This is a genomic window from Streptomyces flaveus, from assembly GCF_014647675.1.
GTDB lineage: Bacteria > Actinomycetota > Actinomycetes > Streptomycetales > Streptomycetaceae > Streptomyces > Streptomyces flaveus.
Genome location: NZ_BMPQ01000021.1, coordinates 144,299 through 158,198, shown reverse-complemented (window position 1 = coordinate 158,198; position 13,900 = coordinate 144,299). Strand labels below are relative to the sequence as shown.

10 protein-coding genes are annotated in these 13,900 nt (G+C 71.3%); 4 read left to right on the top strand and 6 right to left on the bottom strand.

Annotated features, from left to right (window positions below; genetic code table 11):
* Positions 1-25 precede the first annotated feature (25 nt).
* From IEZ21_RS32365 to IEZ21_RS32355, 3 genes are all read right to left on the bottom strand, one after another.
* Positions 26-1,390: a phosphomannomutase/phosphoglucomutase gene (locus tag IEZ21_RS32365; protein ID WP_189325378.1), complete on the bottom strand. Its 1,365-nt coding sequence runs from the start codon at positions 1,388-1,390 to the stop codon at positions 26-28.
* A 103-nt stretch (positions 1,391-1,493) separates the two neighbouring features.
* Positions 1,494-3,110 carry an L-lactate permease gene (locus IEZ21_RS32360; RefSeq protein ID WP_189325377.1) on the bottom strand — a complete coding sequence of 539 codons (1,617 nt, stop codon included), beginning with the start codon at positions 3,108-3,110 and terminating at the stop codon, positions 1,494-1,496.
* 164 nt (positions 3,111-3,274) lie between these two features.
* Positions 3,275-3,646 carry a DUF3499 domain-containing protein gene (locus IEZ21_RS32355; protein ID WP_033326683.1) on the bottom strand — a complete coding sequence of 124 codons (372 nt, stop codon included), beginning with the start codon at positions 3,644-3,646 and terminating at the stop codon, positions 3,275-3,277.
* A 384-nt stretch (positions 3,647-4,030) separates the two neighbouring features.
* Between IEZ21_RS32355 and IEZ21_RS32350 the strand changes: the two genes are divergently transcribed.
* Entirely contained in the window at positions 4,031-4,492 is a 462-nt protein-coding gene (locus IEZ21_RS32350) for a metallopeptidase family protein (RefSeq protein WP_033326681.1), read from the top strand.
* 89 nt (positions 4,493-4,581) lie between these two features.
* On the opposite strand, the gene IEZ21_RS32345 is transcribed toward IEZ21_RS32350, so the two are convergent.
* The 3 genes from IEZ21_RS32345 to IEZ21_RS32335 form a co-directional block, all read right to left on the bottom strand.
* Positions 4,582-6,075: a DUF5719 family protein gene (locus IEZ21_RS32345; RefSeq protein WP_189325376.1), complete on the bottom strand. Its 1,494-nt coding sequence runs from the start codon at positions 6,073-6,075 to the stop codon at positions 4,582-4,584.
* The gene (locus tag IEZ21_RS32340) at positions 6,072-9,806 is read right to left on the bottom strand and encodes a glycosyltransferase family 2 protein (RefSeq protein WP_189325375.1); all 3,735 of its coding nucleotides are present in this window, start codon (positions 9,804-9,806) and stop codon (positions 6,072-6,074) included. The genes IEZ21_RS32345 and IEZ21_RS32340 overlap by 4 nt, the downstream gene beginning before the upstream one ends.
* A gap of 189 nt (positions 9,807-9,995) precedes the next feature.
* Entirely contained in the window at positions 9,996-10,259 is a 264-nt protein-coding gene (locus tag IEZ21_RS32335; RefSeq protein WP_033326675.1) for a WhiB family transcriptional regulator, read from the bottom strand.
* Positions 10,260-10,950: 691 nt separating this feature from the next.
* On the opposite strand from IEZ21_RS32335, the gene IEZ21_RS32330 reads away from it, so the two are divergent.
* From IEZ21_RS32330 to IEZ21_RS32320, 3 genes are read left to right on the top strand one after another with little or no spacing between them, the layout of a single operon-like run.
* Entirely contained in the window at positions 10,951-11,463 is a 513-nt protein-coding gene (locus tag IEZ21_RS32330; protein ID WP_189325374.1) for a cysteine dioxygenase, read from the top strand.
* 34 nt (positions 11,464-11,497) lie between these two features.
* Positions 11,498-12,457 (top strand): 2-phospho-L-lactate transferase, encoded by a 960-nt coding sequence (gene cofD / locus IEZ21_RS32325; RefSeq protein WP_033326671.1) that lies wholly within the window; start codon positions 11,498-11,500, stop codon positions 12,455-12,457.
* A complete protein-coding gene (locus IEZ21_RS32320) occupies positions 12,454-13,776 on the top strand; it encodes a coenzyme F420-0:L-glutamate ligase (RefSeq protein WP_189325373.1) in 1,323 nt (440 codons plus the stop codon). The genes cofD and IEZ21_RS32320 overlap by 4 nt, the downstream gene beginning before the upstream one ends.
* The last annotated feature ends 124 nt before the right edge of the window (positions 13,777-13,900 follow it).

The following is a 13,900-nucleotide window of genomic DNA, read 5'->3' as shown; positions in this document are numbered from 1 at the left end:
GTCGGGCTTCGGACCGGGTGTGCACTCAGCCTCTGATGATCGCCAGTGCCTCGTCTCGGATCTTCGTCATCGTCGCCTCGTCGCGGGCCTCTGCGTTCAGGCGGAGGAGGGGTTCCGTGTTGGAGGCGCGGACGTTGAACCACCAGTCGGCGGAGGTGATCGTCAGGCCGTCGAGTTCGTCGAGGGTGACGCCCTCGCGGGCCTCGTACGCGGCCTTGATCGCGGCGAGGCGGGCGGTCTGGTCGTCGACCGTGGAGTTGATCTCGCCGGAGGCGGCGTAGCGGTCGTACTGGGCGACCAGGCCCGACAGCGGGCCCTCCTGGCCGCCGAGGGTCGCGAGGACGTGGAGGGCGGCGAGCATGCCCGTGTCGGCGTTCCAGAAGTCGGCGAAGTAGTAGTGCGCGGAGTGCTCGCCACCGAAGATGGCGCCGGACATGGCCATCTCGGCCTTGATGAAGGAGTGGCCCACGCGTGTGCGTACCGGCGTGCCGCCGTTCTCCCGGACGACCTCCGGCACCGACCACGACGTGATCAGGTTGTGGATGATGATGCCCTTGCCGCCGTGCTTGGCCAGCTCGCGGGAGGCGACCAGGGCGGTGATCGCGGACGGCGAGATGGGGCCGCCGTTCTCGTCGACCACGAAGCAGCGGTCGGCGTCACCGTCGAAGGCGATGCCGAGGTCGGCGTCCTCTTCGCGTACGCGCTTCTGGAGGTCGACGATGTTCGCCGGGTCCAGCGGGTTGGCTTCGTGGTTCGGGAACGTGCCGTCCATCTCGAAGTACATCGGGACGAGGGTGAGGGGCAGGCCGGCGAAGACGGTGGGCACGGTGTGGCCGCCCATGCCGTTGCCCGCGTCGACCACGACCTTCAGGGGGCGGATGGAGGTCAGGTCGACGAGGCCGCGGAGGTGCGCCGCGTAGTCCTCCAACGTGTCGCGCTGCGTGATCGTTCCCGCCGTGGCCGCCGGCTCCGGGGCGCTGGAGTCCGCCCAGGTCTCGACGAGTTCGCGGATGTCGGCGAGGCCCGTGTCCTGGCCGACCGGGGCGGCGCCCGCCCGGCACATCTTGATGCCGTTGTACTGCGCGGGGTTGTGCGAGGCCGTGAACATCGCGCCCGGCAGGTCCAGCACCCCCGACGCGTAGTACAGCTGGTCCGTCGAGCACAGTCCGATCTCGGTCACGTCGACGCCGCGCGCCGCCGCCCCGCGCGCGAAGGCCCGCGACAGGCCGGGCGACGAGGGCCGCATATCGTGCCCGACCACGATCGCGCTCGTGCCCGTCACCTGCGCGAAGGCCGCGCCGAACAGCTCGGCCAGCGGCTCGTCCCACTGATCCGGGACCACCCCGCGTACGTCATACGCCTTCACGATCTGCGACAGATCAGCAGCCACGGCCGGCCCTCCTGGATTCCTCATCGGCGCCCCAAACTACCCGCCCGGACCGACACTGGACCGGTCGGTCTCCGAGAGATCGCACCGGGATTTGCGCCAGGACTTACGGAAGCATCCACTCCAGAACGACGGAACTCTGTCCGACCACGATCAGGCACATGACCAGCAGCAGTCCGATGCTCCATGGCAGCACCTTGCGCAGCAGGTCCCCTTCGCGGCCCGCGAGCCCGACCGCCGCGCACGCGATGGTCAGGTTCTGCGGCGAGATCATCTTCCCCAGGACACCGCCCGAGCTGTTGGCGGCCGCGAGGAGCTCCGGCGAGAGCCCGGACTCCCGTGCCGCGGTGACCTGCAGTGCCCCGAAGAGTGCGTTGGCCGAGGTGTCCGACCCGGAGACCGCCACACCGAACCACCCCAGAACCGGCGACAGGAAGGCGAGCCCCGCGCCCGCCGCCGCCACGAAGTAGCCGATCGTGGCGGCCTGCCCGGAGAGGTTCATGACGTACGCGAGCGCCAGGACGGATGTCACCGTGAGGATCGCGAACCTCAACTCGTGGACGGTGGCCGCCCATTCCTTGACGGCCACGCGCGCGTGCACCCCGAGAACGACCGCCGTGCCCACCCCGGCGAGCAGCACGAGCGTGCCGCCGGTCGAGACGATCGGCCACGAGAAGACATTGCCGCTGACGGGCTCCCCGTCCGGGTTCGCGACGTTGAGGAAGGGCCAGTCGAAGGTGCGGGTCGCCTTCGCCAGGAAGTCCTTCACCGCCGGGATCTGGGCCACGGAGAAGATCGCGACGATCAGGGCGTACGGCGCGTAGGCCCGCACCACCTCGGGCCGCGGGTCCTCCTCGTCCAGGTCCTCACTGCGTACGCCGGTCAGGACAGCCGCTCGTACGGGCTCGGCGGCGGGCCTGCGTGCCTGGGGCACCGCCACCAGGGCGCCCGCTCCTGCCAGGGCGGCGCCGATGTCGGCGAGTTGGGCGGAGAGGTAGTTGGAGGCGGCGAACTGGGCCACGGCGAAGGCCACTCCGCACGCCATGGCGGGCACCCAGGTCTCACGCAGTCCGCGCCGCCCGTCCACCAGGAAGACGAGCACGAGCGGCACCACGAGGGCCAGCAACGGCGTCTGACGGCCCACCACGGAGGCCACCGAGTCCAGGGGCAGTCCGGTGACCTGGGCGAGCGTCACGACCGGTGTGCCCATCGCACCGAAGGCAACGGGCGCGGTGTTGGCGACCAGCGCGACCACGGCCGCGCGGACGGGTTCGAAGCCGAGGGCGACGAGCATGACCGAGCAGATCGCGACGGGTGCCCCGAAGCCCGCGAGGGCCTCCAGGAGCGCGCCGAAGCAGAACGCGACGACGAGCGCCTGGATGCGCGGGTCGTCGGAGAGCCGCCCGAAGGAGCGGCGCAGGATGTCGAAGTGCCGGGTGCGGACGGTCATCCGGTACACCCACAGGGCGTTGACGACGATCCACAGGATGGGGAAGAGGCCGAAGACGGCGCCCTGTGCGGCGCTGGAGAGCGTCTGGCCGAGGGGCATGCCGTACGCGAGCCAGGCGACCAGGGCCGCCGCCGCGAGGCCGATGAGTCCAGCCAGGTGTGCCTTCATGCGGACGCCGCCGAGCAGGATCAGAACGATGACGAGGGGCAGAGCCGCGACTAACGCGGACAGGCCGAGCGAGTCGGCCACGGGCTCCAGTTCCTGGATGTACACAGAACCTCCCCGGATTCCGCAATGCGGAAAGTGATTTCTCACGGGTGAGGGAATGGTCGTGTCCGCGACAAGCTCACGTCAATGCCCGTACAGCAGGGAGTGAAATGTGCACCGTAAGCGCACAGAGTGAAGTTCCCGTCAGGGACGGGCAGTTGAAAGGGAGGTCAGGAGTCCGGCGAGCGCAGTACCCGCAGGTGGCCGCGGCGTGCGACCTCCATCGGGTCCGCCCCGCGCGCTCCGCCGGCCTGCGCCGCGCGCTCCTGGGGTCGGGCCGCCTCACGCACCGCGTTGGCGAGCGCCTCCAGATCGTCGCCGCTGGGGCGGGAGGGAGCGGAGCCATGGGCGAGCCGGACGACCTCCCAGCCACGCGGGGCGGTGAGGCGCTCGGAGTGCTCGGCGCACAGGTCGTAGCAGTGGGGTTCGGCGTAGGTGGCGAGCGGGCCGAGGACCGCGGTCGAGTCGGCGTAGACGTACGTCAGCGTCGCGACGGCGGGGCGGCCGCAAGCGGTGCGCGAACAGCGACGTACAGGGCTCACGACGTTGGACGGTACCGCACTCTTGAGCGGGCCGCGACGGATCTTCCCCAGGTCACCCCACCGTGTCGTCCTGTGACACCAGCCACACGAAAATCCGCACGAGCCTGGTTGACCTGCGCGTACGCCTCTTGCCGAAATACCGGACAGCTCGGATCCGATCGCCACTTGGTGCAAACCCTGCCAACTGCCGCGAGTTCGACGGTTCATAGAGATACGGAAACGAGCCCAAGCTTGGCTGGAATGGTCATCAAGCGACATGTCCCGTGGCTGCCGCGCGCATGTGCCGGGACCTGTCCGGGGAGACCGGGCGGCCGCGCGGCAGGGGTCGGGCAGCCGCGTGGAGGCCGGACGCCCCGACTGTACGAGGACTACGCTTCGTCAGTGATGGACAACCCCGTACCCCCCGTACCGCCCCGCGCCGCCGACCCCAGGCCCCGCCGCCGTGACCGCCACGGCCGGGGGATGCGCGGACCCGTCGCGCCGCCCCAGGTGCCGCTCGCCGCGAGCCGGGCCGAGGTGTTCGCGGATCTGGTGCAGGACTCCGTGGAGCGGCTGGAGCGGCGCTGGCCGCAGCTCGCCGACATCGAGTTCGTGGTGCTGGAGGTGCCGCGCCTCGAACCGGGGCGGGGCGAGGGCTGGGGCGACGAGGTGGTCCCCCTGGGCGGCACGATCGCGGCGCACGACGGCCGGCCCGGCCGCGTCGTCGTCTACCGCCGCCCGGTCGAGATCCGCACCAAGGGACGCGACGAGCGGGCGGCTCTGGTCCACGAGGTCGTGGTGGAGCAGGTCGCCGAGCTGCTGGGGCTGACTCCGGAGACGGTGGATCCCCGGTACGGCGAGGACTGACATCCAAGGGAGCACTGCGTACGAGGCCACGCGCGTGTAGAGGACGAAAAAACCCGGCACGCGCGCGTGGGCCCCTGTTTCTGCGACACCTACTTCTGCAACACCGAGAGATCCTGCTCCGCGTCCGGCACCGCCACCATCCCCCGGTCGTCCGGCAGGGTCTGGACCGTGAACATCGGTATGCCGCCCTCGGAGATCTCCAGCGTCCGCGCGGCGTAGACGGGGCCTCCGGAGACGGGCTCGACGGTCAGCGCGTACGAGCCCTTGAGGCCGCTGGGAACGGGCGCCTCGATGTCCTGGGTGGTACCGCCCTTGACCTTGTACGTCTTGCTCGCGGCCGTGCCGTCATCGCTGCCGGCGGAGGCCGTGACCTTGACCTCGGCGGTGTCGCCGGGGGCGACCACGGAGAGCGTGGAGCCCTTGGAGCGGTTGTCGGCGACCGTCGCGCGCGTGCCCACCGGGCGGGTGGCCGGGATGAACGCCGTCTCCTGCTTGTCGCCCTTGCCCCGCACGACCCGCAGCCCGGCCACGACCGGCACGGCCTTCTCGGTCGGGGTCAGCACCAGGGAACCCGCCTCGCCGCGCGTGAGGTCGCCGAGGTCGGCGGCGGCCGTCATTCCGGCCTTCACATGCAGCGTCTCGTTCCCGGCGGGCGTGATCAGCCCGGATGCCGAGGCCAGCCGCACCTTCAGGTCGGCGTCTATGTCGCCGGGCGCGAAGGCGACCAGGCGTACGGACGTGGCGTCCTTGGGGATGCCCGGCAGGACGAGGCTGTCGGCCGGGTCGGCGGAGGCGGCCAGCCAGTCGCCGCCGAGCTTGTCGTCGAGGGCCTGGACGGCGGCGGCGACCCGGCCGCTGCGGACCCTCACGTGCACCGTGAGGTCGCTCTGCGGCTCGTCGATCAGCGTGGACAGCAGCACCGGCTCCGTGGAGTGCGGCTGGACCTTGATGCCCTCCCCCGACGCCGACTTGAGGGTGCCGTTCTTGCCGTACAGCTCGATGTCGACGACGGCGGCGGAGTCGTCGGGGTTGGTGAGGTGCACGTAGTCGGTGCGCTCCTCGGCCGTACTGGCTCCCGGGAACCAGAACTCCGTGTCCGGAGCGGTGCAGTTGGCGCCGAGCAGGCCGCGGCCGGTGCCCGCCGGGACCTCGGTGGTCTGCTGGACGGTCCAGCCGGGGGCGGAGCCGCCCTCGGCGGTGCCGATGAGCGCGGGCGCGTCGGCACCGGAGACCTCTCCGGTGACCGGCTTGCCCGGCTCCTTCGGTGTCAGGACGGCCTTCTTGGCCTCCTCCTTGTCACCCTTTTCGGAGCCGTCTGCCGACTCCTCGCCCGCCGGGGCGAGTTCGGCCCTGCCGCTCGTGTCGGCGCCCTCCGTGACGGGCGTGTACGACGTGTACGCGGTTTCGGCGACGTCCGAGGCGCTGGGGCCGGGGCAGAGCAGGCTGGTGCGCTCCACAGGCATCTGCGTGGCCGCCTTCGCCGTGTCCCGGCCGGAGGCCTCCGGCTCGGCGACGGAGGCGAATCCGGCGACCGCGGCGAGTGCGGCCACGCCGGCGATCAGGGACACGGTGGCGCGGTTCACTGCTGGCTCCCGTCGGGACGCTCACGGTCGGTGCCGTGCGGCGGCGGCTGCTGTGGCTGCTGCTGCGCAGGGTCGTACGGCGCTTCGTAGCCTTCGGCGTACGGCTGCGTCGGGTCGTAGGCCGGGGTTCCCGACCCGTACGCGTACGGGTCGTACTGGCCTGCCTGGTACGGGTCCGCCGGGTACGGCTGCTGCTCATAGGTGTCCGCCTGGTATTGCTGAGCGCCCTGGTACTGATCGCCGTACGTGCCGTACTCGGTGCCCTGGTACGCCGTCGTCTCCCACTCTCCGTAAGGCTGCTGCTGCGGGACGGCGGCGGGGACCGGGGGCTCCACCGGAGGAGGAGGCGGGGCGTCCGGCGTGAACTGCTCGTCCGGGGCTGCCTGTTCGGCCTCGGACTCGGCCTGGGCGCGCAGCCGACGGGCCCTGCGGCCCTCGCCGGAGACCGGCTGGGCGGGAACGACCGGCTCCTCCGGGAGGTCGTCGTCCACATCGCGACGACGGCCGGGCAGGGCGAGCACCACGAGGACGACGGCGAGCGCACCCTGGGCCCACAGCCAGCCGGTGTGGAGCGCCGGCGGCTCGAAGGTGACGTCCAGTCGGCCGTCACCGGCGGGCAGTTCGAAGCCCTGCGCCCAGCCGTCCAGCGTGGTCCTGGTGAGCGGCTTGCCGTCGAAGGTGGCGGTCCAGCCCTCGTCGGCGGTGTCGGCGAGGCGCAGCACGCGACCGGCAGCGCCGGAGGGGATCGTGGTGTGCACCTCGACGGGTCCGGCGGCGATGGGCTGCGGCTCGCCGGAGTCGGGGACGACGGCCGCGCGGGATACCTGCCGGTCCACGCGCCACAGGGCGCTGCCGTCCTGCTGGCTCAGCCGGCTCAGTCCGGGCGTGGCGTCCAGGACGCGGCTGACCTCGCGGGGCGCTCCCTGGTGCACGAGTACGTAGCGCACGGCGAATCCGCCGAGCTGGTCGGCCTGGTCGGCTCCGGAACCGGCCACGAGGTTGGCGACGACGGAGTCGAGCTTCTTGTTCTCGCCGTCCGCGGTGGCCAGTTCGGCGTCGCCGAGCCGGGCGCCGGAGCCGCGTACGAGCGTGTAGCCGACCCGGGCGGTCGAGTCGCTGTCGAGGACGAGGGTGCGCGCCTGGTCGCGGGTACCGCTCTCCTCGGCGACGAACGCGGGCACCTGGACGGGATCACGCCGCTCCAGGGGCCCGTCGGCGCCGCCGATCATCCACCCGGCGGCGACGAGCAGCGGGCCGGCGGCGGCGGCGAACGCGATGAGCGCGGCGACCGGCTGACGCCAGCCGAAGCTCTGCTCGGCCACCCGCGAGCGTGCCCCGTCGGCGCCGAGCGCGGCGGCGGCGAGAAGGGCGAGACCGTAGACGAGCGCGGCGGGCCCGGCCCAGGTCGAACTGTTGGACAAGACGGCGAAAACGAGCCCTACAAGGGCGGCGGTCCAGGCCGTCCAGATTCCCAACTGACGCTGTGATCGCAGCAGGGCGGCCAGCGCGGCGCACACGATGCCGATGAGCATCAGCCCGCTGACGGTGCCGGGGCCGCCCGGGCTGCCGCCGAGCAGGTCGAGCGCGGACGCCGATCCCTCGCCGAACTCGAGGCCGGCCTCCCGGAAGAAGCCGAAGGGCAGCAGGGACAGCGACCAGGGCGCCAGGACCAGCAGCGGAGTGCCGAGCTGTGCCAGGAAACGGAGCCCGTAGGCGACGATCTCGCCCCGCCGCACGGCCAGCAGCGCGAGGCCAAGGACCAGGGCGATGGGCCACACGATCGGCGTGAAGGCGGTGGCGAGGGTCAGCAGCAGCGCGTACGCCCAGGTGGCACGCCAGCTGCCGCGCGCCGTCGTCGAGGCGAGGCCGCTCGCCGCGATGCCCGCGCGCGCGATGAGGGGCAGCAGGACGGCGAGCACGGCGGTGCCGATGCGGCCGCCCGCGAGCGCTCCGGTGGCGGCGGGCAGGAAGGCGTACGCGATGGACGCCCAGGCCCGCAGCAGTCGCGACATGACGAGCGGCCGGGAGGCGAAGTACGCGGTGAAGCCGGCCAGCGGCACGGAGCCGACGAGGAGGACGGTGACCGCGAGCCCGGTGGAGCCGAACAGCACGCTGGCGAGCAGCGCGACGAGCGCCAGATAGGGCGGCGCGGACTGGGTGCCGCCGGCGCCCACGGGGTGCCAGCCGTCCAGGTAGCGCGACCAGAGCGCGGACGCGTCGGAGGGTGCGGGCAACAGGGCGCCGCCCGCGAGCGCACCGCTGCCGATCAGTTCCCGGCAGGCGATGAGCGAGGCGAAGAGGAGCACTACGAAGAGCACAGGGCCGGGCTTGCGGGCGACGCGCTTGAGCCGGGCGAACTGTTCGACCTCCAGGAAGTCGGCGTCGTCACCACCCGGCCCGGACTCGACGGCGCCGCCGTGCCGGCCGGCCGCGGTCAGCTCGGGATCGGAGCTGCCCACGAAATTGCCCGCGACCTGCTCGATGGTGGCCCGCACGGTCGCACCCGGCGGCGGGAACAGCTCGCGCAGCTCCCCCTTGTCGACCTGCGGACGGCCGCGCCTGCGCCGCCCGGCGATGATCCGCTCGGGCCGCAGCAGCGTTCCCAGCAGACCCCGGATCTCGTCGACGGCCTGTCCGGGGACCTTGCCGACGAGATACGCGACCATGCGCAGCAGCGTGCCGAGCACGAGCCGCAGCAGGACCCAGGGCAGCACGGCGGTGCGGGAGTTGACGAGCAGCGTGTAGACGGCGCCCGCCTTGTCGACCTTGTGCGGGGAGGCGGACGTACGGCCCACACAGTCGACGGTGCGCCGCTCGCGGGAGGCCGCCTCGGCATGGCGTACGACAGCTTCGGGGGCGACGAGAACGCGGTGGCCTGCGGCCTGGGCGCGCCAGCACAGGTCGACGTCGTCACGCATCAGGGGCAGCCGCCGGTCGAAGCCGCCGAGCTGCTCGAAGACGTCGCGGCGGATCAGCATGCCGGCCGTTGACACGGACAGCACGGGCCGTACGTGGTCGTGCTGTCCCTGGTCCTGTTCGCGCCGGTCCAGGCCGGTCCAGCGGCGACCGCTGTTGGCGATGGTGACACCGACCTCCAGGAGCTGCCGGCGGTCGTACCAGCCGCGGAGCTTGGGTCCGACGATCGCGACGTCCTTGCCGAGCTCCTGCTCGTTCTCGACGACCCGGAGGAGCTGGGCCAGGGTGTCGGGCTCGGGGGCGCAGTCGTCGTGCAGGAGCCACAGCCACTGGACGGGCTCGCCGTACGGCAGTTCCGGCATGTCGTACGTGTCGTCGCGCCAGGTGCGGGTCACCGGGTCCCAGCCGCTGGGCCGCTTCAGGTACGGCAGGTCGTCCGGAGTGAGCGCGCCGGCGGTGCGGGCGGCCTCGTCGACGGCCTGGCCGAAGCCGGTGCGCCGGGCAAGGTGCAGCACTCGGTCGGCGCCGAGCGCTTCGGTGACCAGCCGGGCGGAGTCGTCCGCGCTGCCGGTGTCGGCCGCCACGGCGTTCTGCACCGGGCGTTCCTGACCGAGTAGCCCGGCGAGGGCGTCGGGCAGCCAGCGGCCACCGTCGTGCGAGACGAGCACGGCGGTGACCACGTGCCGCGGAAACTCGGGCGGGTGGGACGGGTCGAACACCGCCGGGTGGGACGGGTCGAATGCTGCCGGGCGGGCTGGGTCGAACGCTGCAGCGGCAGTGTCGTACTGACCTGCCGTTTGGCTGTGCGCGGACATCGAGGTACGGGCCCCGGTTCGATGGACTGCGGTGGACGCCTGGGCCCCACGGGGGCACCGGGGCGTCTCGGACGGAGGCCCACACTAACGGCTGGACAAGATCGCGGCCCGCCGCCTGTGGATAACCCACTTGCACCGGGCCGTTCGTTACGTAGAGAGAAGGCGTACGGAGAGCCTGTGCCGTCCGCTTCAGACGGCGGCCTTCTTCAGGCGGCGCCGTTCACGCTCGGACAGACCGCCCCAGATGCCGAAGCGCTCGTCATTGGCGAGGGCGTACTCGAGGCACTCGGAGCGGACCTCGCAGGAGAGGCAGACTTTCTTGGCCTCGCGGGTGGAGCCGCCCTTCTCGGGAAAAAATGACTCGGGGTCGGTCTGCGCGCAGAGCGCCCGCTCCTGCCAACCGAGCTCCTCTTCGGCCTCGTCGACCAGCAGTTCCTGAAACAGCTCGGTCATGTGCGCCCCTCGTCCGTCTCGCGTCCCCGTGATGCTGCCGTTACCGATCCCGGCTGAACGACACGAGTGAAATTACAAGTGTGCTGATCCGGGCGAGTCAAGCCGAGATCTGCTATTGGGTCCCTTATTCACTCTGCGGAACCAAGGCCATGCGGAAAGTGTTCAAATCGGCATAAACCCTGACAGCAAGAAGAGGCCCGGCCGGGACTGCCGCCCCGCACAGGACTTGCACAGGGAGGGACGCCCAGAAGTTCGATCTCGTTCCGCCCGACGCTCGAAGCGAGCCGGATCACATTCCGATCACAGGATCGCAACGAGGTTTGTGCGCCCGGTTGTTGCGCCATGTGTCCCAGCGGACCACAGAACAAACCTTTCGTCTCCCAGAGGAACCGGATGAGGTGAAAGATCTCCTGCATAGCGGACACCGAGTTGACAGTGAAGGTGTGAACCGGTGTCCTTGTGGGCATGCTTGCGAACTTGGCGCTCACCTCGACCCGCACCGCCGGGTCCCTCGGTGCTGCCCGTGCTCGCTGTAGCTGTTGTTGTCGCAGCTGTTGAGCCTTTCTCAGCGCTCCTGCTGCCGCCAGGTCCACAAGTACCTGGCTGCTGGTCCCTTCCGCCCGTGATCAGGGCGCCTCCAGATCTCCAGCACAGGCCTTGCGCCTCTTCAGCCGAGGAACCACCGCACTCCATGAACAGCGACAGCGACCTTCAGATCGCCGGCGACATCCTTGAGGTCCCGCACCTCCTCCAGGCACCGCGCGAGCATCCGTCCACCGTGGCCGAGTTCGTCGGGCTGGCCCGCTCCATCGCCGCCGATCGCTCCCAGTGGGAGCACCTCGTCCAGTACGACGCGACGTCCCGGTGGTACCACCGGCTGCGCACCGGCCCCGGTTACGAGGTGTGGCTGCTCTCCTGGGTGCCCGGTCAGGGCAGCGGGCTGCACGACCACGGCCGCTCCTCCGGCGTGTTCACCGTGGTGCAAGGCGCACTGACGGAGCGCACGGAGCGCGGCACCCGCGCGTTGGGGGTCGGCACCCAGCAGGTGTTCGCGCCGGGGTACGTCCACGAAGTGGTCAACGACTCGCTCGAGCCGGCCATAAGCCTGCACGTCTACTACCCGGGGCTGACCGAGATGCCGATGCATGTGATGCGCTGCGCCGCGTCGCGTCCGCAGGAGCCCGGCGATGTCGTAACCGCCTGACGCTTTGTCGTACCCGCCTGCAAGACTGAGGCTCATGCGCATTGTGGTTCTGGCAGGCGGCATCGGCGGTGCCCGGTTTCTGCGTGGTCTCAGGCAGGCGGTGCCGGACGCGGAGGTCACCGTCATCGGCAACACCGGGGACGACATCCATCTCTTCGGGCTGAAGGTCTGCCCGGACCTCGACACGGTGATGTACACGCTCGGCGACGGCATCAACGAAGAGCAGGGCTGGGGGCGAGCCGACGAGACCTTCCACCTCAAGGAGGAGCTCGCGGCGTACGGGGTGGGGCCCGAGTGGTTCGGGCTCGGCGACCGGGACTTCGCGACGCACATCGTCCGTACGCAGATGCTGGGCGCCGGATATCCGCTCAGCGCCGTGACAGAGGCGCTGTGCGACCGGTGGAAGCCGGGGGTTCGGCTGATTCCCATGACCGACGACCGTGTCGAGACGCATGTGGCTGTCGAGATGGACGGCGAGCGCAAGGCCATTCACTTCCAGGAGTACTGGGTGCGGCTGCGGGCCTCCGTCGACGCGCACGCGGTGGTGCCCGTCGGCGCCGATCAGGCGAAGCCGGCGCCCGGGGTGCTGGAGGCGATCGCCTCGGCCGACGTGGTGATCTTCCCGCCGTCCAATCCCGTCGTGTCCGTGGGCACGATCCTCGCCGTACCCGGCATCCGGGAGGCGATCGCCGAGGCCGGGGTGCCCGTGGTCGGCCTCTCTCCCATCGTCGGGGACGCGCCCGTGCGTGGCATGGCCGACAAGGTCCTCGCGGCCATCGGCGTGGAGTCCACGGCCGCCGCGGTCGCCGAGCACTACGGCTCGGGGCTCCTCGACGGCTGGCTCGTCGACACGGTCGACGCCTCCGCTGTGGACCGCGTGGAGTCCGCCGGCATCCGCTGCCGTGCCGTCCCCCTCCTGATGACCGACCTGGCCGCGGCGACCCGGATGGCCCGCGAGGCGCTGACGTTGGCGGAGGAGGTGGGGGGCGCTTGAGCGGCGGGGGTGCTTCGAGGCCGGGTTATCGCGTTTGGGCGCTTCCCGGGCTGCCCGAGATTCGCGAAGGGGACGATCTCGCGAAGTTGATCACCGATGCCGAGCCCGGGCTGCTCGACGGGGACGTACTGCTCGTCACCTCGAAGATCGTGTCCAAGGCCGAGGGGCGGGTCGTCGAGGCCGTTGACCGGGAAGCCGCCATCGATGCCGAGACCGTGCGGGTGGTGGCGCGGCGGGGGGCCTTGCGGATCGTCGAGAACCGGCAGGGGCTCGTGATGGCCGCGGCCGGGGTCGACGCCTCCAACACACCTGCGGGGACTGTGCTGTTGCTGCCCGGGGACCCCGACGCGTCCGCGCGGGCGATACGGGACGGGGTGCGGGACACGCTGGGCGTCGACGTCGGGGTGCTCGTCACGGACACGTTCGGGCGGCCGTGGCGTACGGGGCTCACCGATGTCGCCATCGGGGCCGCCGGAGTGCGGGTGCTCGACGATCTCCGGGGCGGCTCCGACGCGTACGGGAATCCGCTCAGCGCCACCGTCGTCGCCACGGCCGACGAACTCGCCGCCGCGGGCGACCTGGTCAAGGGCAAGGCGGACGGGCTGCCCGTCGCCGTCGTGCGCGGGCTGCCCCACACGGTCACCACAGGCACGGATGAAGACGAGGGGGCGCGGGCCATGGTGCGCGGTGCGCGCGACGACATGTTCCGGCTGGGCACCTCCGAGGCCGTACGGGAGGCCGTCACCCAGCGGCGTACCGTACGGGCGTTCACCGACGAGCCCGTCGATCCGGGGGCCGTACGCCGTGCGGTGGCCGCCGCCGTGACCGCGCCGGCGCCGCATCACACGACGCCGTGGCGATTCGTGCTCCTGGAGTCGGAGGAGTCCCGTACGCGGCTTCTCGACGCCATGCGGGACGCCTGGATGTCCGACCTGGAGCGGGACGGGAAGAGCGAGGAGTCCATCGCCAAGCGCGTACGGCGGGGGGATGTCCTGCGCAAGGCGCCGTATCTCGTCGTGCCCTGTCTCGTCATGGACGGCTCGCACACGTACGGCGACGCGCGTCGTGACGGGGCCGAGCGCGAGATGTTCGTGGTCGCCGCGGGTGCCGCCGTGCAGAACTTCCTCGTCGCGCTCGCCGGGGAGCGGCTGGGGTCGGCGTGGGTGTCGTCGACGATGTTCTGCCGGGATGTCGTACGGGACGTTCTCGGGCTGCCCGAAGGGTGGGATCCGATGGGGGCGGTCGCCGTGGGGCACGCGGCGGAGGAGCCGAAGCCGCGGGCCGGGCGGGATGCGGGGTCGTTCATCGAGGTCCGCTGACGCCCGGCGGCTGACGGGAGTCGGCGAAAGGTCGGATTGCGGCTGGAGCCTCGTGTCTGTTCCGGAGCGCCTAAGCGGGTCCGGGGAAGTGCGGGTGCGTTCCCGCGTCGTTCGGTGCGTGCTC

Bases quoted from the DNA above. Each gene is read 5' to 3' on its own strand.
- IEZ21_RS32340 (WP_189325375.1), bottom strand. From the start codon at position 9,806: ATGTCCGCGCACAGCCAAACGGCAGGTCAGTACGACACTGCCGCTGCA.
- IEZ21_RS32335 (WP_033326675.1), bottom strand. From the start codon at position 10,259: ATGACCGAGCTGTTTCAGGAACTGCTGGTCGACGAGGCCGAAGAGGAG.
- IEZ21_RS32330 (WP_189325374.1), top strand. From the start codon at position 10,951: ATGAACAGCGACAGCGACCTTCAGATCGCCGGCGACATCCTTGAGGTC.
- IEZ21_RS32350 (WP_033326681.1), top strand. From the start codon at position 4,031: ATGGACAACCCCGTACCCCCCGTACCGCCCCGCGCCGCCGACCCCAGG.
- cofD (WP_033326671.1), top strand. From the start codon at position 11,498: ATGCGCATTGTGGTTCTGGCAGGCGGCATCGGCGGTGCCCGGTTTCTG.